Here is a 19225-nt window from a genome sequence, read left to right on the forward strand (position 1 = left end):
GCTGCGCGGTTTTTCCGGTATTTTACAAAAGGACTTTCCATGTTTGAGATATAAGAAAAGGGTCCCGCTGAGTGCCATCTTCCGTTATAATATAGGGGAGGTGAGAACATCATGCCGGAATTACCGGAAGTCGAAACAGTCAGAAGAACATTGAATCAACTTATTGTGGGCAAAACGATTGATCATGTTACCGTTAGCTTGCCGCGGATTATTCAGCGGCCGGACGACATAGATGCATTTGCAATGGAACTCGCGGGACATACCGTCATTGGGGTGGAGCGCCGCGGCAAGTTTTTGCGTATTTTGCTGGACGGGCTGGTGCTTGTCTCCCATCTGCGGATGGAAGGAAGGTACGGTGTGTACGAGCAGCATGAAGATGTGGAGAAACATACACATGTGATCTTCCATTTTAATGATGGTACGGAATTGCGTTATAAGGATGTGCGTCAGTTCGGTACGATGCATCTGTTCAATGCAGGTGAGGAACTGGTGTCCAAACCTTTGCTGAAGCTGGGACTGGAGCCGCTTGATCCAGCCTTTACGGTAACTGCATTCCGCGAGGCGGTTGGCAAGCGTACAACCAAAATCAAGGTTGTACTTTTAAATCAGGCATATGTGGTTGGTATCGGGAATATTTATGTGGACGAGGCTCTATTTCGCGCAGGTATTCATCCCGAGACGATCGCCAAGACACTGACCGAAGCTCAGTTAACGGTGCTTCATGAAGCGATTGTGGCTACGTTGCAAGATGCAGTGAATGCGGGTGGATCTTCCATCAAGTCCTATGTGAATGGACAGGGTGAGATGGGGATGTTCCAGCATCAACTGAAAATCTATGGACGCAAATCAGAACCTTGTACAACTTGTGGTACGTTAATTGAAAAAACGGTGGTTGGTGGCCGTGGCACGCATTTTTGTCCGAACTGTCAGCTGCTGTAACATGAACTGAATGAACGAAATGATGAAATCATAGCACCCTTGGATTCCTCCCTCCATATACTGATATGGCAGAAATAAGCGGGCGTATACCCATACTGGCATCTTCAGTTGGCACGAGTACCGCACAGAGGAGGAGTCCGGGGTGCTGCATCATTTTATTTCATTGCTGGCGCTTGCTTTGGCGCTTAGTTTAGATGGTTTTGGAGTCGGGATTACATATGGGTTACGGAGGACTAAGATTCCCCTGTTATCTATCGCTGTTATTTCGATCTGTTCGGGATTGGTTATTGCCTTGTCGATGCAAGTAGGTGTGTTGTTGTCCCATGTGGTGTCACCGGATATTGCTTCGATCGTGGGAGCCGTCATATTGATAGGTATTGGTGCATGGTCACTGTTGCAACTAATTCGGAAGCAAGGCAAAGAACAGCTGGAAACAGACACTGGAACGGGTGAGGCAGCAGAAGCAAAGGTAACTGGAGTGGGAGAAGCACAAGAGAGACTGTCGGATTCAAAGGGCAGGAATCAGGTGCTCGCACTGGATCTGGAACAGTCGGCTTCAAGTGGATCACTGGAACGAATGGTATTTACACTGGAGCTGCGCAAGCTGGGCGTTGTCATTCAGATCCTTCGCAGTCCCTCCAAGGCGGATATGGATAACTCGGGGAGTATATCTGCCCAGGAAGCGATGTGGCTTGGTATTGCCCTGTCTCTGGATGCGTTTGGAGCAGGATTGGGAGCGGCACTTCTGGGATTCCCTACACTATGGACAGCACTCATTATTGCACTGTTTAGTGGGGCGTTTCTGTCACTCGGCATGAAGGTTGGCCTTCGATTCTCAGCTCTGCGCTGGATGCGAAGACTGTCTGTATTGCCAGCGCTATTGTTAATGATTATGGGAATAATGAAGTTGTTATGAGGTGAAACGATGAATATAGGCTTAACCGGCGGGATCGCGACAGGCAAAAGCAGTGTTTCCGCCTATCTCGCCAGTAAGGGAGCGTTGCTCATCGATGCAGACGTTATTGCCCGGGAAGTTATGATGCCCGGGCATCCCGTGTTGGCCGCCGCTGTTAAGCGGTTTGGACAAGCCATACTGAACGAAGATGGAACACTGGATCGGAAAAAGCTTGGGAGTATTGTTTTTCAACAACCAGAGGAACGAAAGGCACTGGAGGCTATTACACATCCGGCGATCCGAAGAGAGATGCGCGAACGGGCTGCTGCATACGAATTGCAACATCCGGATAAACTTGTGGTGTCTGATATTCCTTTGCTCTATGAATCAGGTCTGGAGGACGGTTTCGAGGAAGTCATGGTTGTATATGTCCCGAAATCGGTGCAACGAGATCGCTTGATGAGTCGGGATGGAATGACTGCAGCACAGGCTGAGGCTCGAATGGATGTACAGATGGATATTGAGCGCAAAAAACAGCTGGCAGACATTGTCATCGATAACAGCGGCTTATGGCCTGCGACGGAGCAGCAAATTGACTCATATCTACAGCGTAAGGGTTTGTTATGAAAATATTGCGTAAGAAACGTGTACTGCTGTTGATGTTTGTGTCCTTTGTACTGGTGTTATTTCTGAATACAAACTGGATGGCATGGTTCTATCCGATTCATTATAAGGAAGAGATCCGTGCCCAATCTCAGAGCTATGAGGTTGATCCGTTTCTGATTGCTTCCATTATCAAGGTGGAGACTAATTTTAAGACAAGCAAGGAATCCAAACGAGGAGCCATTGGGCTCATGCAACTGATGCCAGACACGGCCAACTGGATACTGGAACAAGCCAAAATTCCCGACACTTCGCTGGAGGAATTAAAGCACGAGCCTGAACGCAATATTCAGTTAGGTACATGGTATCTGCGGAATCTGTCCGATCAATTCGATGGCAATGAAGCAGTTATGATCGCTGCCTATAATGCGGGTCCAGGCAAAGTGAACAGTTGGCTTAGAGATGGTGTATGGGATGGCTCGTTCGATACGGTGAAAGATATTCCGTTTGGTGAAACGCGTCACTATGTACAAAGAGTCATTTACTATTATAATCAGTATGTAAAGATCTATAATACGTTCTAAGTATATAAGTAGAAGCACAGAGCAGGCCGGTTATTCACCGGCCGCTCCATGCTCCTCTGTGTAGCGTATTACGATGCAGATATTATTGGTATTGACCTGCCAATTGCTGTTCTGCAATTGTTACCAGACGCTTCGTGATGTATCCACCGATCGAACCGTTCTCGTAAGAAGTCATGTTACCTTGGTATCCGTCTTGTGGGATGCTGATTCCGAGTTCTTGAGCAACTTCATATTTCATTTGCTCGAGTGCTGCGGAAGCTTTAGTTACCACCAGGTTGTTGGAGTTACCGTTGCTTTGTGCCATTGCTGTTCACCTCCTCGTGAGTTGGTAAAAGTATTATGTCTCGGCAATACATTTTTCATTACAAAATCAGTACAGGGAATATGTGGTAAAAAGTAAAACGTGGGAAGTGATCTGTTTTGAAGTGTCCTTATTGCGGTTATATGGGTACCAAAGTGCTTGATTCGCGTCCGGCCAACGAAGCAAAATCCATTCGTCGTCGCCGTGAGTGTGAGCAGTGTGCCCGAAGATTTACAACGTTTGAGATGATTGAAGAGACTCCACTGATTGTTATTAAGAAAGATGGCAGCCGGGAAGAGTTCAGCCGGGATAAGATTCTCCGCGGGCTTATTCGTGCCTGTGAGAAACGTCCAGTCTCCGTAGAGACCCTGGAGATGATGGTATCTGAAGTGGAGAAATCTCTGCGTAATACAGCTGATGCTGAAGTAGAGAGTCGCCAGATTGGTGAGCTGTTGATGGAACAGTTGTTTCCGGTCGATGAAGTGGCGTATGTCCGTTTTGCGTCGGTATACCGCCAGTTCAAAGATATCAATATGTTCATGAAAGAACTGAAATCCCTGTTGTCCAAAGACAATCTGGAGGATTAGTGAAGTGGGGAAAGGGAGAAGAGCAGTCTGGAGTTCCAGTCCGTGTGTACCAGAGAAATCGGTTGTTCTTCTCCAATCACTTTGGATCTTAAAAAGTGATTGACAGCTAAAGCTGGATTTTATATGATATAGGAGTCGCCTGTGGAACGTAGCAGTGTTGGACAAGTTATCTATTTCATATCCTGGGGCCTTAGCTCAGCTGGGAGAGCGCATCAATTGCATGCACTACCAGGAAAAAAGATCATAGAAAAGACAGTCACAAGGAAATACCCTCACGTTCAGCGAAGAAATAACATCTAACTTTACTTGTGTAATTAAATCGATCACGCAATTTCCCTATAATAGATACAGCTCTATCGACTTAATGTCGGTGGAGCTTTTTTTGTGTTCGCATAAATCCCTTTTTTGTTCCCCTTCTCAAATGAAAGAAGGTCTGATATATTTATTTCACAGCCAAGGACGACATACATAGAATCCAATAAGAGAAAGGATGCTTAGGTTCATGACAGAAATTTGGCAGGGTTGGACGTTTACTACCGATCATCCAGAAAGTAAAGACGGAGTTCCTGTCCTTGTGTCACCAAGTGGACGTACCTACAAACCTGATGATATAGAACCTCCGCGTTATTCTCAGGCAGAGCTTGCCAAAGCTTTGGGCGTGTCTACGGCAGCTATACGGGATCGTATACGGAGGGGAACAGTTCCCGAATATGACGGACATACATCATCTGGACGCGGCTACTGGTTCGTAAGTACAATCAAACATTTATTAGGATCGGTGATGAGATGAAAAAAATCATTTTGGCTATTGTCGTATTTGCTTCAATTTTTGCTATGGTGTATTTCAATTTAGAGCCTGGGGATGATCCACAACCTCCTATTAACGAAAACGCCCCTGTAGTTACAGGTGAAGTTATTGAGTTGATTTTCCCTGCTGATCGATATCCAGAGACAGCAGAACACATCCAGAACGCCATAGAGAGCGGTCATCCATCAACATGCACCATTGACCGTAATGGAGCAGATGACAACCGCAAAGAATCCCTGAGAGGCATCGATACGAAGAAGGGTAAGGATCGCGATGAATGGCCCATGGCAATGTGTGCAGAAGGTGGAGAAGGTGCAGATATCGAATACATAAGTCCATCAGACAATCGTGGTGCCGGTAGCTGGGTAGGAAACCAGTTAGAGGGATATCCGGACGGTACATTAGTAGAGTTTATATTTGAATAGAGGGGCGAGTTTAAATGCTTATATTTTCAGGTTGGGATATAGTAGCAGCAATTATTGCATGTATAGGGTTGATTGTCTCACTTAAAAAGAGAGAATATATTAGCGCTGGTGGATTCGCAGTATGCGCAACAACTTTTTTGATTATTATAATTTCATCGCCAGAATCTTATTTCTAAACGAAATGTACAAACAGAAAAGCTAAACGATAATCCATAACTTACCGCCTCAATCCTTCGTAGCAAAACGCTATAATTGGGTTGAGGTGTTTTTATGTTTATTAGCCCTATGTTATTAGAGACGGCACCAGGACCATTCAGCCACTCCGATTACCTTTTTGAACCTAAGGTTGATGGACACCGGTTGATATATTCGCAACAATCCGGCAATGTCCGGTTATATACACGTCACAACAATGATTGTACCCAGCAGTACCCTGAATTACTGCTGCCCTTTGACTTTGACATCATCTTGGACGGGGAGGTTGCTTGCACCGATCCACTTACAGGGTTGAACGACTTTGAGGCAGTCATGAGCCGGTTCAGCACTCGGCAGCACTCAAAGGTTCAGCAGCTCACCAAGACATTGCCAGCCACTTTCGCCATATTTGATATCTTGCAGTACAAAGGACAGGATATCCGTAAGCTACCTCTTGTAGAGCGAAAGGCGATTCTGCAAGGGTTACAACTGCCATCTAATAGCTTTGGAGTGGTGCCGCATATTGAAGGCGCAGGAGAAGCCCTATACGCCCAGATAGAGGCAATGGGCATGGAGGGTGTAGTTGGCAAGCGCAAAGACAGCCAGTACGTCAGCAGGCGGTCTAGAGACTGGCAGAAGGTCATCAACTGGTCACATGCCGATGTATTCATCACAGGATACAAAAAGGCTGAGTTTGGATGGCTTGCTGCTGTTCCAGATCCGACAGGCAAGATGCGTCCCGTAGGGATCATTGAGCATGGCCCAAGTCCAAAACATAAGCAAGCATTCCGTGGTGTATGCCAGCAGCTCGTTACTGGTGAGGATAAGTACAACGTTTACCTGGAACCAAGGATACAAGCCAGGGTCAAAATGCGTAATTGGACCAAATCAGGCTTGCTACGTATCCCTGTGTTTGATCAATTTATTGTGTGATTATATATTGTAAAGACAATACAGGAGGTGCTTTGTATGTGTGGTAGATTTACAATCACTGATCCATTAGACACAATAATGGACAGGTACTATGCATCTATTGCTGATGGCTTTGAGTACAAACCAAATTACAATGCAGCACCTATGCAGTTCATTCCCACGATTATAGGCAGCAAGGACGGAAATAGATTGGGCTCACTCCGATGGGGCCTGGTACCCGTTTGGGCCAAGGATGACAAGATTGGAAATAAGATGATTAATGCCCGGGCTGAGACACTGGCAGAGAAGCCAGCTTTTAAACGTCTGATCAGCTCCAAGCGCTGCATTATTCCGACAAACGGATTCTATGAGTGGCGTAAGGAAGGAACGGCGAAGCAACCAATGCGCATCTTGATGAAGGATGACCGCTTATTCTCGCTTGCCGGCCTGTACGATACTTGGACAGATCCGGACGGGAACAAGCTGAGCACGTGCACCATCATTACTACTGAACCGAACAGTCTCATGGAGGACATCCACAACCGTATGCCGGTTATTCTTCGCCCTGAGGATGAGACTGAATGGCTGGGTAGAGATAACGAAGATGTTCAATCGCTTTTTGAATTATTAAAGCCATATGAAGCGTCAGAAATGCGAGCTTACGAGGTGCCGAAGGAAGTCGGTAATGTGCGAAACAATAGTGAAGACCTCATAAAGAATGTTGGTTAATTAAAAAGAGCAGGAGGGATTAACCTCGCTGCTCTTTATTCTTGTATTCTGAACTCGAAAGTTTCTCTTAAATACCTCTTGCCCATGATCTTGACAGCTAGTGGACTATACCCCTCTACAGTTCCTCCATAATCAATCAAATTGCTTACATCCTCCAATACATGCCAAACCGCTACCCGATCTTGTCTTACCGCTGCCGTGAAAAAATCGATGTCCTCAATCAACACCCTATATGTATGGTTCATCCTATTCACCTCATGTTGTAATTCTTCGTAATCTGTCATATTTCCTCTCTTTACTAACTATTGTTTATGCTGAATATAGCCCCATAATATTGCGTTAAATTTGCTGTGATATTACGGTAAAATCGCGGCAATGTTGTGCGCTGCTAGGTTTTCAGGGGTGTATAGTTATAGCATGGAACAAAAAGAGAACAGCACCCGACACAAACCATTACCTGTTTGACGGTGGTAAGCTAGAAGACGAGCGGCGACAGTTAGCCCCTTGCAATAAGACCTACACTGGAGCCGCAAGGGTAGCACAAGCGGGAATGCTGTTCTTTCTGTTCTAAAATGAAAAAAACTCCTGCTATTTAAGCAGGAGCGTCAGAATGTTTGAAATTACCACTGATATTCTCAGTAGCTTTTCCAAGCTTTCTGGCGTGATTACTAATTCGAATCGAATTTTCATCGCGACTCCCCCTTTCCAACGGCGGACGCTTAAGCGCCCCAGCCCATTCTCGGGCAAGCCCGAAGAACAGAATGTTGGTGGTGGTGAGAAGAGTATATCACAGCCTCGTTAGCAGGTATATTAATAAAAAGGAAAAACCTACCTTCTTGTCGAATGTTGATGTCGAGGGAGGTGATAAGTTTGCCAAAAGTTTTTGTTCATACTCATACAGCTGGTGATCATGATTGGGAGAACGACTATCATGAATTTGGTAGGATTCCGATCGAAGGAGAGTTTTTTGCTTTAGAATCCGATGGGCCTTGGTATCAAGTGGAATTAGTCGTTCATACGCCTTTTGAAGATGATCTTGAAGCAGAGGTTTACGCTGTTGAAGTAGATCACAACAAAATTATGAAGCAGAAATTGAATACTTCTAAAGCTACATTTGAATTTAAGTAAGCACCCACTGCGGTGCTTTTTTTAATGCGCTCCTTTAACTCAACGGTAGAGTCCGGAGAGATCCGGAAAGCGGCGGTTCGATTCCGTCAGGGAGCTTAAAGGAATGGGTTAATTTTTGTTGAATACTTCACTTACAACATGTTGAGTGCTACTTGCGAACAATGAAAAAAGGGGTGAAGTATTTGCTTACTAAAAAGCGGGTTTTAGAAGAATTCTCTCAAGGGTTAAAAGTGCATGGGGCTATTTACTGGTTTAGAGGAGATTCGGTAGATTCAAAAACATTTCATAATTCCTTTGTTATGACCGAGAAGGATCAGCTAGTTTTACCGGATATTAAACGAAGCGTAGTCATTGTTTCAGATGAAAGTGTAGAACAGACTGATAGGGGATTCAAAGTGATTTGTCAAGAAGACGGGGTTTCGGTTGAAGTTCATATTAATCATAATATCGACTAAGTCGCTCAAATGAGCGGCTTTTTCTTTTGAATAACACAGGAAGGGAGTGATGCCATATTCATTTGAGGTAAGAGTTAACAGCACGATCTACTCCGATAAAATTATCCGTTAGGAGTGAGTGAAACATGTATACGCAGCCGCATCCAGAAAGCGGACCAACGAAGGTGTTTGTTGTAAATGGAGACAGTATTGGTACGGGAGAAGGTGGAGGAACTGGAGCACCGCAAACAGTTTCTATTTTGGGTGCCGGTAGTGCGGTGGGAAGTGCAGCGTATCCAGCGTCAGGCGTTGTAGAAAGATCCACAGATATTACGGTGTACTACGGTTCCTCCAATCAGGCGACAACGGGTACGTTCAGTACGTTCTTGATCGACATTAACAATAGACAAAGCATTCTTCCAGGCATACGACAAAATGTGAGCATTGCTCAAGTCACAAGCGCGAATGTGGGTGATGTTGTAACCTACACCATCCCGGCGGGATGCAAGTTGAGAGTTGAATACACAGCTCCAACAGGTGGCGGAACACTGTCCATCAAAGGAGTGGTTGGATAATGTCAAAGGATGGTTTGATAGCAGCGGCGGCGATGGGTGAAGCCCAAAAAGCGAACCGAGGAATCGCTCCTTATAGTTACTCTGATGTAAGGTCGGCTGAGCAGTACACACCTAAATTCAAAAAGGTAGAGGGTGGCCCTATCTTTTCGGCTGCCAAGACAGGATACAGCTCCATATATTGGTTCCGGCCTATCGAGGTCGGGCATATCATCCCTAATGCCAAGGCGAGATTTTACGCAACGTACAGCACTAACCATAATGCTCGCGGAGGAATTGGTCTTGCGTATTCTAACCATCCAGGCGGACCATGGACAAACCACGGGGAGATTTACGTGGATACAGTGGAAGGGAATTCAACCGAAACTCCGTTCGTTGTCTGGAATGAGTTTGAGAAGTTGTTTTTCATGTACTATCAACAAAGTGGAGCTGGGATAAATCAATCTACACTCCTCGCAACTTCGCCGGATATGATTAACTGGACAAGGGTTGGGATTGTGCTTGATAAGCCCGATAACTTCCCGGGGGATGGTCACACCGGATATTTTGCAGTGATGCGCACGGCTGGTAAATGGTATGGATTTTCCGTCATGGGCGGCGGTGACTTTGGTCGTAAAGCGTTGTGGGGTTCACCAGATGGGCGAAGTTGGGTTTGTCACCCACATGTGATGCTTGGCGGTAATGATGCAACACTCAACAGCACTGAAAACTTTTCCCGTTCCAACGCCGGACTATTTGTTTATCGTGGACAAACCTGGTGGTTGGGAATGTTGTCCGCATACGCATCTGGTGGAGCAACTACGGTTGCGCGCCCAGCTATAGCATTAATATCAGATGACTGGCGAACACTCAAAGAAAAACCAAGTCTGATTATGGACATACCAACATTACCATGGGAAACGACCAACATGCAGTCCATGACAGTAGCTGTGTTCGATGGCATCATCTACGTTTATTACAACACAGACAATAATGTGGGCCTTGCCTACTCAGTGGAGGTGTAGAGTATGCATATTGTCGGTCCAGATGGGAAGCCATTTCCTTACGGCAAGATACACCGAAGTTTAGTTGCCGATTTCAATGACGGAGCATTACCGAGTTGGTTAGAGGTGGCAACAAAGCTTGCAGCAGATGCGAGTGAAGTTGTAGGTTCGGGAGCAAGCTTTTCAGCTTTCCCAGCAGTTCCATCATTAACCGTTACATCACCAAGAACGACGAATTCTTATGCAGACCTTCGCACGAAACTGAAATTCAATCCATTGAACTATACAGCCATTAAATTCACGCTCGAAGGTCTGAGATTCGCCGGAAATACATGGCAGCAAGTTTCTATTGGCATCAAGAATCCGGAAAGCACAGCTGGGATAACGCTTTTGCAAACCAATACATCAGGAGCAAGTGCCTTGATTAAGACCTACCGATCATCAGGCAATGGTGGTAATGTTGATAAACCTGTCAAGATGTCTATTCACACCATCGGATTAGCGGGTGATGAGGGACAGAACAGCAAGAACTTATCTGTCTTACTCTTGACTGGTAAACAATATCCTTTGGCACAGCAGCGTCAGTTCGTTCTGCTGATGAATGATGATCAGGTCGGGGCATATGAAGAGATAACGGGCTTGCTGACACCGGGCGATTACATTTGTTCAGCCAGATTGACGACATTGGGTCTTCCAGCGGAGCAATCCGAACGTTTTATCAGAGTTTCTAAACTCAAAGTTGATCTGTGGAGTAACTGATAATTGAGGTGATTAGATTGGACAGATGCAAAGGATGTGGAAGAGAGATAAACAAGTCCAGGAACCCGGGTGATAAACCATCGGCGCGGATCATATGTGATGACTGTTACAATTCTTCGCGGAGTCTATCAGATGTAACACCGCCACTGCTTGTGATAGAGGTTAAAGACTTGAACAGCCTGCCAGTGATTAAGCTAAACGGAAAAGATGTGTCCGGGCTGGTTGAGGTTAGTTACTTGTGGTCAACCAAGGACGGTTTGACACCTGGTCGCCATGAGTACGCGGTTGAACATGGGGACTTGGAACAAAAGCCCATACCCATTATAAAGACAGTGAAGGAACAAAGAATGCACTAGGAGTAAATCTATGCCTGAAAAGCTGTAGAGGTGGCAGCGAAGTAGGGCGTACCCATATGCATAATATACATCGTTATACATAAAAATGAATGCTAGTGGTGGAGAATCATACACCACTAAATAACACCATGAAAATGTACTTAGTGGTGGACAATTGTACCCCTCTAGTGGTGGACGATTATACCCCCAAGAAAGAAAAAAGAAATAAAAGAATAAAAGATATAAAGATATATATAAGAGAATCCTCAACTGCATATCCAATCCATGCATAAACGCTCGTATACAAAACGAGTATTTTTTATTCCAGAGAAAGGAGTGAGTACATGTCAGTATCAACAATTTGTGACGAAGGATGTACCCAGGAGTTTACAGTGACCAGTCTTGAGATAGAGCAGATGAACGATGGAGTAGAGAAGACATACTTCGATTGTCCACATTGCAAGAAAAGGTACGTTGCTTACTACACTGATCCAGAGATCAGGAAGCTGCAGGATGAGATCAACAATCTGGGCTACAGCAAGAACGTAATTGATTCAACCATAGCTGAAATCATGATCAAGCGTAACAAGAAGCTTATGAAGGAACTTCGCTTAAAGGTGGAAGGAGGTAAGGATGATGGTCAATGAACCAACAGTACAAGCACCGCCTGAAAGAGTGGACGGTAAGCAACATAGGTCAAGAATGGGATTAACCATTGATGTAAGTATCAAGGATACAGAGGTATTCAGTGAATTCCTTTGTGTGGTATCCAAGATCGTAATGGATCAACGTATGCCTGCTGGATTAAGAGACGATGCAATGGTGTGGTTGAATGACATCGGAGCTTCTGCTGGAACAGTGGTATATGCAGGTCAACCGAAAGAATACATCGTTGTGCTATGTGAATCTGTATCTCTTGGTAATTATTACTGGCAGCAGATACAGCATAAGTACAATCCGAACGCAACGATTAGGTTTATTGGACAATCCTTGCTTGATGGATTAAGCCCAGATAAGGTTGTTCTACTGAAAGGATACGAGAAGAGTAGAGGAATCCATATGACGTGGTTCACTCGTAATGGTGAGAAGCCCCAAGTTATTGATGAGTCGGGTGAGTGCTCATGATTAAACCACTTGTACAACCACAACAGGAACAGGATGGGTATAGACCACCATTCTCTGTATTGGATGACACGTTCCTGCATGATGAGATGTCTGCCGATATGGTAGGCAAGTATCATCCTCTCTTCAATGCTAAACCTATTGCCAAGACGCTCATCGTTGATCATGTTCTTTGTAAGGATGGAGAACAGATAGAGCCGTTGGATAACCAGCCTACGAGTGCATGGGATAGGATTCAAATGAACATTAACCATGCAACACCTGAGCAATTGATAGAGCTTAAACAGAAGTGCCACGAGTTCAAGCATGAATACTTTGGCGTATGGGCAGAACCACAAGAACTTATAGAGATGGAGAGAGAGTATCAAGAACACATCCGTATGCTCAGGACCATGACCGAAGAAGTAAAGCCGGATCAATTGAACCAATGGGCGGATAGATGTCGTGAGCTGAGTCAAAGCCTAGCAACTCCAATGAACGGGAGTGATACCGATGATTAGACAGGAGAAGCGTAAACGCAGATGGTTAGAGAAGAATGGGTTTGAATTATTAACAAAGGACAATGTACATGTTGTGCGTGGCTATTATCTGGATCATGTGTTACTTGCTCATCGAGCGGAACTAGCTCATGAGGTGGTGTTCGCATATCGGATACACATCATTAACGATAAGGTAGAACTTTACGCACTTACTCACATGGACTACGAATCGGAATTGTTTGAAATCAAAATTGAATATCGCAGATGGATGAAACAGAAGTATCCCAATAAAAACATCTGGGTTAAAGAATACAAGTCCAAGCTAAAGAGATTCAAGCGCCAGTGCTATGCACTCGTTAGGCATAGGGTTAACCCGTGGTGGTAAAGAAGAAAGTAAATCCTTTTTATAAATCAACAGCGTGGTTGAAATGCAGAGTATTGATCCTTGAACGCGACCACTATTTATGCCAGCCATGCATGAGAGCAGAGAAGATAACCACGGCTAATACAGTCCATCATATAAAGCCACTAGAGGATTACCCAGAGCTTGCTCTTGATGAGGATAACCTTGAGAGTATCTGTCCTACCTGCCATAACAAGGAACACCCAGTGCGCGGTAAGAAGAAGCCTGAGAAGGGGAAGAAGAGACGAGCGACAGTTTTAAAGAGTCCAGCGAACCCTAATGAATTTTGACACACCCTCTCAGAAAGTCTAGAAGGGTGTTTTAAGAGACTTTAGAATCAGGACAAATAAATGTACTCGGAGGGAAACAGAAGCCCCCCCTGCCCTCTAAAGATCGTCGAGAGGAGTTTCGGGACCGGGGAGCCACCTTCGCAAGTTACAAAAGTGTTTTTTTAGTTTAAGGGGGTCGCCCCGGCGAAAGGAGTGAGAATATTTTGGGAGTTCCAACAGCTCAAAAAATACGTGACTATCTCGGTAGTAAATATCGTGAGTCGGATGAGGAAATCATCCAGCTCTACATTGAGACACATAAGTTCTATCGGAAGCTTAAAAAAGAAGTGGAAAAGTCTCCGTTGATGATTGAGCACACGAACAAGGCCAATGCAACGAATATCGTAAAAAACCCGCTTGCTATCGAGATAACGAAGACTGTTCAGACGCTTAATAACCTGCTGAAGTCTTTGGGACTCACTCCTGCGCAACGTAAACGGGCGGCTCAAGCAGGGGCGGGTGGTGAGCAAGATGAAGACGACGATTTCGACGACTTCTAGTCCCACAGCCATTCAAAAGTGGTATGACGAGTGGAGGGCAGAGCAAGTCCTAAAGCGTCACATCCTTGACGACTTCTCACCCGTATTGTTAACGACTTGGTACGCAGAACAGGTTGTAAAAGGCGGAATTATTGCATGCAAAAAGGTCATTCAGGCGTGTTTTAGGCACTTAAATGACCTAAAACGGCAAGGAACTGAAGATTTTCCTTATGTATTCAACGAGGAAATGGGCCATCGGCCGATCAGCTTTATTGAAAAGTATTGCAAGCCATCGAAGGGTGATTATCAGAAGCTCATATTGCAACCCTGGCAGCATTTCGCCATTGGATCATTATACGGGTGGGTTCACAAAGACACAGGCGCCCGGAGATTCCGTGAGGGGCTTATTTTTATTGCCCGGAAAAATGGTAAGACAACAAAGATTTCCGGGTTATCCTTATTCTCAGCTTCAAAGGATCGGGAAGAAGGGGCGAGGGTGTACGTGCTGGCTAACACCAAGCAGCAGGCAAATGAGTTGTTCGATGAGAGTCGAGCTATGGTTAAGAAGTCGCCTTCGCTACAAAAGCGGTTCCGGCATAATCAAAAAGGCATTTTCTTCGCCAAATCATTGAGCCAAATCGAGCCGCGTGCATCCGATAGTGAGAAGCTGGATGGTCTGAATACTCACCTCGGTATCTTTGACGAGATCCACGAATTCAAGGATTTCAAACTCATAAACGTTATCAAACGTTCGTGGTCAGCCCGTAAGCAGCCAATGGTCATCTACATCACTACTGCCGGTTATCAGTTGGACGGTCCTCTCATGGAGTACTACGAGATTGCTACGGACGTGCTAGAAGGCGAGACGGAACAGGAACGTAAATTCTATTTCATGGCTGAACTTGACGATCCCAAAGAGATTGAAAACCCGGCTATGTGGATTAAAGCCAACCCCAACATTGGAGTAACGCTTAATCTGCCTGAGTTGGTACAGGATTTCAACACCGACCGTCATGTGCCGCAGGAATACAACGACTGGGTAACCAAGCAATTCAATTTGTTCATGAACAGTAGCGAATTGTCATTTGTTTCTCCCGAGATCCTTAACCGGAATAACAAAACTATCGATATTGGCGAGTTGCAAGGACGCGGCGGCGTCGGTGGGTTTGATTTGTCAGACACAGAAGATTTGACAAGTGCTTGTATCGAGTTCCCGATCGTTGAAACGGGAGAGGTTATGGTGCTGAGCCATTCATGGGTGTCGGAGGCAAAGGCCAAACTTGATAACGAAAAGATATCTTATGAGACTTGGCAGAAGCAAGGGTTAGTCACCATTGTTCCAGGCGAATATGTCAAAAAGGAATATGTGTATGACTGGTTCGTTGAACAGTCCACCAAGTTCAACATCCAGAAGATTATGTATGACCCTGCTAAAGCGTTCAGGCTTGTGGAAGATCTGAAGGCTTACGGATTTGAAATGGAAGTAGTCCGACAAGGACAGTTGACGCTGGGGCCAGCTGTTGATGATGCGAAGGAGTTATTCATCGATGGCAAGGTCATCTTTAACCAGAATCGTATGTTCCGCTGGTATGTGAATAACGTCAAATTGGGAAATGATCCGAAGAGGGATCGTCTCCCTAAAAAGCAAAGCCGCTACCGTAAAATTGACGGGTTCGCGGCTTTTTTGAATTCCCATGTGGAAGTGATGAAGCAAATGGGCGTGCCTGTTGGTAGCGGAGATATTCAGTTTATGTCCATCAACGATTTATAAAACAGGGAGGATGAGTGATTATGGCAACTAACACAGTGACTAAAGAGCAGGTCCAGGAGATCATGGACAATTCGGAATTCGAGGTGATTCACAAGGTTTTTGGAAAGCAATGCATCGTTGTTGCAAAGCTGCCGAACGGCTTTACAGTTGTCGGTGAATCTGCATGCGTAGATCCGAGCAACTATGACGAAACAATTGGTGCAAATATCGCTAAAGCCCGTATTGAAAATAAGATCTGGGAGCTGGAAGGGTACAAGCTACAAAACGCACTCTCTTAATTGGACACTGAGCCTAGGAAGGGGGTGAGAAATTGAAATGGCATCAAAGATTAAGAGGCGCTGTTAAGGGAGCTGTTAAAGCTGCTGCTTCCGGCTGGAAAGGTGCGGGATTTGATTTTTCATCTTGGGCCGGGCGAACGTTCTGGGGCATCGACAACAGTAAATTAGCGTCAAATGAAACGATCTTTAGCGTCATTACTCGACAAGCAAACATAATGTCCGCATTGCCGCTCAAGTTGTACAAAGAGTACGACGTTCTGAACGATCATGCAGCGGCAGACTTGTTGATAAACAGCCCTAATCAGAATATGGGCGGTTCAGAAATGATCAACAAGTTGGAAGTGGATAGAAATGAGTTTGGTAACGGATATGCCATTATTGAGCGTGACATTCGGCAGCAGCCTGTCTCAATAACACCTATAGAATCAACGGCTGTTACACCAGTGATCAACTCTGATGACAGCAGTTTGTGGTACGAGGTCAGGGGTGTAAGGGGGACTTACTACGTCCACAACATGGATATGATCCATGTCAAACACATCACTGGTGCGTCAAGGTGGAAGGGTATTAGTCCATTAGATGTCCTCAAAAATACCCTTTTGTATGATAAGGCGGTTCAAGAGTTCAGCTTGTCGGAAATGGAGAAAAAGGACAGTTTCATTCTGTCGTATAGCGCAAACGTGGACGATGAGAAACGAAAACGGATCGTCAGTGACTTCAAGCGTTTCTATAACGAAAACGGCGGCATCTTGTTTCAGGAACCTGGCGTCACGATTGACGAAATTGATAAGAAATACTTTTCTTCTGATACGTTGGCATCCGAGCGAATTACTCGCTCAAGGGTGGCCAACGTTTTTAATGTCCCCGTAACGTTCCTTAACGACAACGAGGGCCAAAGTTATGCATCCAATGAGCAGATGATGATCCAGTATGTGCAGATGAAATTGACTCCGGATGTGCGCCAGTACGAGCAAGAATTCAACCGAAAACTGCTTCGGCCTGAGGAACGCAAGAAAGGGATGTACTTCAAGCTAAACATGGGTGGGTTGTTACGTGGTGACACTGCTTCTAGAACGGCGTTTTATAACGTCATGCTTCGGAGCGCAGGAATGAAGCCGGACGAGGTAAGAAGGCTTGAGGACCTGCCACCAGAGGGCGGCATGGCCGATAAACTCTGGATCAGTGGTGACTTGTACCCTGTGGACCTGGACCCGACATTAAGAAAATCTACAACTTCAACTCCATCGAAAGGGGGTGAGAAAGAACAATGAGCGATCAACAAAAAAAGAAGTATTGGGATTTTAAAGCCGCAGTTAATGGCGTGGGTGAGTTGTACATCTATGGAGACATTGTTTCATGGGTGTGGGACGATTATCCCGAAGACACAAGCGCAACCAGCTTTAAACGAGATTTGGAAGCTTTAGGTGATATCACAACCCTGAAACTGTACATCAATTCTCCGGGGGGCTCTGTCTTTGAGGGTGTAACGATCTACAACATACTCAAGCGTCACAAGGCAAGAGTTATTGTCTACGTTGATGGTCTGGCAGCTTCAATAGCCTCTGTTATTGCAATGGCGGGAGATGAAGTGCATATGCCGCGCAACGCTATGATGATGATCCACAACCCATGGACGTTCACTTGGGGCAATGCTTCGGAATTGCGGAAGGCCGCTGACGATCTTGATCGAATTGGTGGGTCTATGGGAGAAAGTTACTTGGCTAAAGCGGGAGACAAGATTACTCCAGAAAAGCTCACAGAGCTGCTTGATGCCGAGTCGTGGTTGTCTGCTCAAGAATGCTTGGACTACGGTTTGTGCGATGTTGTAGAAGCGGCAAACCAAACAGCTGCTTCGGTCAGTCAAGAACTGTTTGCCAAGTACCGTAACGTGCCCCAGGATATCGCTGCAAAGCTCAATGAGCCAGAAGCGCCAAAGGCTAGTGGTAACGATCAAGAAACAGCGGCGTATCTCCAGCAAATTAGGGAAACGGCCGGGCTTGAATTACAAAATATAAACTCATACCTGGGAGGTATTATTAATGGCTAAAACACTGTTTGATGTAAAGAATGACTTGATGACAATCGGTGCCTCGCTGAAAGCAACTAAACAGGATAAACTGGCAAAGGCGTCCGATCCTGAAGCGAAAATTGAAGATATTAAGGCGCTTGAAACTAAGGAGTCGAGCTTGCAGGCTCGTTTTGATATTTTACAAAAAGAGCATGATCAAATGGAGGCTGAGCAAAAAGCTTCTCTGAATCGTGACCGCAGCCCAATTGACGGTGCTGGCGATCCTAAAGCCAAGGTTACAGCTGCGAAAGCCGCTTTGGTTCGTGCCACAGTAAGGGGGCAACGGGTTCCTGATGAAGTGCGTGCTGCTCTGGGTGATGGGAATAACACAGGTGGCGAGAAAATCCTACCAAAAACAATGACAAATGAGTTGCTGCATGAACCATTTGTAAGAAACCCACTTCGAGATTCCTCTACTTTCACGAGCGTAACAAACCTTGAAATTCCGCGGATTAATTTCACTTTGGATGATGACGATTTTATCGCGGACACTGAAACTGCTAAGGAGATGGAAGCAGTCGGTGATGTCGTTACCTTTGGACGGCACAAGTTCAAGGTTTTCGTGCCGGTTTCGGAAACAATCCTTGCTGCCACAGATACTAACCTGGTCCAAACAATTGATCGTGGCTTGGAAAGTGGTCTGGCTGCTAAAGAGAAGAAGGTTGCTTTCGCGGCTATCCCAAAAACAGGTGAGGAGCATATGTCCTTCTATGGCGCTGGCATCAAAGAAGTTCCTGCAGCCAGCAAATACTTGGCTATCAAAAAAGCTATTGCAGATTTGCATGAGGACTACCGCGAAAACGCAACGATCTACATGACATACTCGGACTACATGGACATTATCGAAATCCTGTCCAACGGCACCACAAATCTTTACACTGCTCAGCCAGAACAAGTGTTGGGTAAGCCGGTTGAGTTCTGCGATTCTGCAGTTGATCCGGTTGTTGGTGACTTCCAATACTCGCACTTCAACTATGATCCTGAGGTCATCTACGACCGTGATAAAAACGTCCGCACTGGCGTGTGGGATTTTGTCCTCACTGCGTGGTTTGACCACCAAATCAAGTTGAAATCTGCGTTCCGTATTGCAAAAAAGTCCTAACCCCA

27 protein-coding genes and 1 tRNA gene are annotated in these 19225 nt (G+C 45.5%); 26 read left to right on the forward strand and 2 right to left on the reverse strand.

The window, feature by feature from the left end:
* Positions 1 to 111: 111 nt before the first annotated feature.
* From mutM to MKY44_RS07830, 4 genes are all read left to right on the forward strand, one after another.
* Entirely contained in the window at positions 112 to 939 is an 828-nt protein-coding gene (mutM, locus tag MKY44_RS07815; protein ID WP_341006649.1) for a DNA-formamidopyrimidine glycosylase, read from the forward strand.
* A gap of 142 nt (positions 940 to 1081) precedes the next feature.
* Positions 1082 to 1855: a manganese efflux pump gene (locus MKY44_RS07820; protein ID WP_445670641.1), complete on the forward strand. Its 774-nt coding sequence runs from the start codon at positions 1082 to 1084 to the stop codon at positions 1853 to 1855.
* Between the two features lie 9 nt (positions 1856 to 1864).
* On the forward strand, positions 1865 to 2461 hold the full coding sequence (gene coaE, locus MKY44_RS07825) for a dephospho-CoA kinase (protein ID WP_341006650.1): 597 nt from the start codon (positions 1865 to 1867) through the stop codon (positions 2459 to 2461).
* Positions 2458 to 3021: a lytic transglycosylase domain-containing protein gene (locus MKY44_RS07830; protein ID WP_062833563.1), complete on the forward strand. Its 564-nt coding sequence runs from the start codon at positions 2458 to 2460 to the stop codon at positions 3019 to 3021. The genes coaE and MKY44_RS07830 overlap by 4 nt, the downstream gene beginning before the upstream one ends.
* A gap of 82 nt (positions 3022 to 3103) precedes the next feature.
* On the opposite strand, the gene MKY44_RS07835 is transcribed toward MKY44_RS07830, so the two are convergent.
* A complete protein-coding gene (locus MKY44_RS07835; RefSeq protein ID WP_017689472.1) occupies positions 3104 to 3325 on the reverse strand; it encodes an alpha/beta-type small acid-soluble spore protein in 222 nt (73 codons plus the stop codon).
* Between the two features lie 116 nt (positions 3326 to 3441).
* Between MKY44_RS07835 and nrdR the strand changes: the two genes are divergently transcribed.
* The 5 genes from nrdR to MKY44_RS07860 all read left to right on the forward strand — a co-directional run bounded on the left by nrdR (position 3442) and on the right by MKY44_RS07860 (position 6978).
* Complete coding sequence (gene nrdR / locus MKY44_RS07840) at positions 3442 to 3909, forward strand: transcriptional regulator NrdR (RefSeq protein WP_026081166.1); 468 nt, start codon at positions 3442 to 3444, stop codon at positions 3907 to 3909.
* Positions 3910 to 4411: 502 nt separating this feature from the next.
* On the forward strand, positions 4412 to 4699 hold the full coding sequence (locus MKY44_RS07845; protein WP_341006651.1) for a hypothetical protein: 288 nt from the start codon (positions 4412 to 4414) through the stop codon (positions 4697 to 4699).
* Positions 4696 to 5142, forward strand: coding sequence for a NucA/NucB deoxyribonuclease domain-containing protein (locus MKY44_RS07850; RefSeq protein ID WP_341006652.1), 447 nt, complete (start codon positions 4696 to 4698; stop codon positions 5140 to 5142). Before MKY44_RS07845 ends, MKY44_RS07850 begins: the two co-directional genes overlap by 4 nt.
* Positions 5143 to 5412: 270 nt before the next feature.
* Positions 5413 to 6270, forward strand: a complete 858-nt coding sequence (locus MKY44_RS07855; RefSeq protein WP_341006653.1) for an ATP-dependent DNA ligase — start codon at positions 5413 to 5415, stop codon at positions 6268 to 6270.
* Positions 6271 to 6306: 36 nt separating this feature from the next.
* On the forward strand, positions 6307 to 6978 hold the full coding sequence (locus MKY44_RS07860; protein WP_341006654.1) for an SOS response-associated peptidase: 672 nt from the start codon (positions 6307 to 6309) through the stop codon (positions 6976 to 6978).
* A gap of 35 nt (positions 6979 to 7013) precedes the next feature.
* Here the strand turns inward: MKY44_RS07860 and MKY44_RS07865 are convergent, their stop codons facing one another.
* On the reverse strand, positions 7014 to 7223 hold the full coding sequence (locus MKY44_RS07865) for a hypothetical protein (protein ID WP_341006655.1): 210 nt from the start codon (positions 7221 to 7223) through the stop codon (positions 7014 to 7016).
* Between the two features lie 625 nt (positions 7224 to 7848).
* On the opposite strand from MKY44_RS07865, the gene MKY44_RS07870 reads away from it, so the two are divergent.
* From MKY44_RS07870 to MKY44_RS07950, 17 genes are all read left to right on the forward strand, one after another.
* Positions 7849 to 8106, forward strand: a complete 258-nt coding sequence (locus tag MKY44_RS07870; protein WP_341006656.1) for a hypothetical protein — start codon at positions 7849 to 7851, stop codon at positions 8104 to 8106.
* A gap of 28 nt (positions 8107 to 8134) precedes the next feature.
* Positions 8135 to 8202 (forward strand) — tRNA-OTHER (locus MKY44_RS07875).
* Positions 8203 to 8288: 86 nt separating this feature from the next.
* Positions 8289 to 8561, forward strand: coding sequence for a hypothetical protein (locus MKY44_RS07880; RefSeq protein WP_341006657.1), 273 nt, complete (start codon positions 8289 to 8291; stop codon positions 8559 to 8561).
* 125 nt (positions 8562 to 8686) lie between these two features.
* Positions 8687 to 9115 carry a hypothetical protein gene (locus tag MKY44_RS07885; RefSeq protein WP_341006658.1) on the forward strand — a complete coding sequence of 143 codons (429 nt, stop codon included), beginning with the start codon at positions 8687 to 8689 and terminating at the stop codon, positions 9113 to 9115.
* Positions 9115 to 10116 (forward strand): hypothetical protein, encoded by a 1002-nt coding sequence (locus tag MKY44_RS07890; protein WP_341006659.1) that lies wholly within the window; start codon positions 9115 to 9117, stop codon positions 10114 to 10116. Before MKY44_RS07885 ends, MKY44_RS07890 begins: the two co-directional genes overlap by 1 nt.
* A gap of 3 nt (positions 10117 to 10119) precedes the next feature.
* Positions 10120 to 10854 carry a hypothetical protein gene (locus MKY44_RS07895; RefSeq protein ID WP_341006660.1) on the forward strand — a complete coding sequence of 245 codons (735 nt, stop codon included), beginning with the start codon at positions 10120 to 10122 and terminating at the stop codon, positions 10852 to 10854.
* Between the two features lie 679 nt (positions 10855 to 11533).
* Positions 11534 to 11836, forward strand: coding sequence for a hypothetical protein (locus MKY44_RS07900; protein WP_341006661.1), 303 nt, complete (start codon positions 11534 to 11536; stop codon positions 11834 to 11836).
* On the forward strand, positions 11823 to 12314 hold the full coding sequence (locus tag MKY44_RS07905) for a hypothetical protein (RefSeq protein ID WP_341006662.1): 492 nt from the start codon (positions 11823 to 11825) through the stop codon (positions 12312 to 12314). The genes MKY44_RS07900 and MKY44_RS07905 overlap by 14 nt, the downstream gene beginning before the upstream one ends.
* Entirely contained in the window at positions 12311 to 12811 is a 501-nt protein-coding gene (locus MKY44_RS07910) for a hypothetical protein (RefSeq protein WP_341006663.1), read from the forward strand. The genes MKY44_RS07905 and MKY44_RS07910 overlap by 4 nt, the downstream gene beginning before the upstream one ends.
* A complete protein-coding gene (locus MKY44_RS07915; RefSeq protein WP_341006664.1) occupies positions 12804 to 13175 on the forward strand; it encodes a hypothetical protein in 372 nt (123 codons plus the stop codon). Before MKY44_RS07910 ends, MKY44_RS07915 begins: the two co-directional genes overlap by 8 nt.
* Before the next feature lie 92 nt (positions 13176 to 13267).
* Complete coding sequence (locus tag MKY44_RS07920) at positions 13268 to 13483, forward strand: HNH endonuclease signature motif containing protein (protein WP_341009807.1); 216 nt, start codon at positions 13268 to 13270, stop codon at positions 13481 to 13483.
* 203 nt (positions 13484 to 13686) lie between these two features.
* A complete protein-coding gene (locus MKY44_RS07925) occupies positions 13687 to 14022 on the forward strand; it encodes a phage terminase small subunit P27 family (protein WP_341006665.1) in 336 nt (111 codons plus the stop codon).
* Entirely contained in the window at positions 13994 to 15772 is a 1779-nt protein-coding gene (locus tag MKY44_RS07930) for a terminase large subunit (protein WP_341006666.1), read from the forward strand. Before MKY44_RS07925 ends, MKY44_RS07930 begins: the two co-directional genes overlap by 29 nt.
* Positions 15773 to 15792: 20 nt before the next feature.
* On the forward strand, positions 15793 to 16050 hold the full coding sequence (locus tag MKY44_RS07935) for a Gp49 family protein (RefSeq protein ID WP_341006667.1): 258 nt from the start codon (positions 15793 to 15795) through the stop codon (positions 16048 to 16050).
* 32 nt (positions 16051 to 16082) lie between these two features.
* On the forward strand, positions 16083 to 17321 hold the full coding sequence (locus MKY44_RS07940; protein WP_341006668.1) for a phage portal protein: 1239 nt from the start codon (positions 16083 to 16085) through the stop codon (positions 17319 to 17321).
* Entirely contained in the window at positions 17318 to 18097 is a 780-nt protein-coding gene (locus tag MKY44_RS07945; RefSeq protein WP_341006669.1) for a head maturation protease, ClpP-related, read from the forward strand. The genes MKY44_RS07940 and MKY44_RS07945 overlap by 4 nt, the downstream gene beginning before the upstream one ends.
* Positions 18090 to 19220: a phage major capsid protein gene (locus MKY44_RS07950; protein WP_341006670.1), complete on the forward strand. Its 1131-nt coding sequence runs from the start codon at positions 18090 to 18092 to the stop codon at positions 19218 to 19220. Before MKY44_RS07945 ends, MKY44_RS07950 begins: the two co-directional genes overlap by 8 nt.
* The last annotated feature ends 5 nt before the right edge of the window (positions 19221 to 19225 follow it).

Origin of the sequence: Paenibacillus sp. FSL R7-0026 (assembly GCF_038004485.1) — a bacterium.
Lineage (GTDB): Bacteria > Bacillota > Bacilli > Paenibacillales > Paenibacillaceae > Paenibacillus > Paenibacillus xylanexedens_A.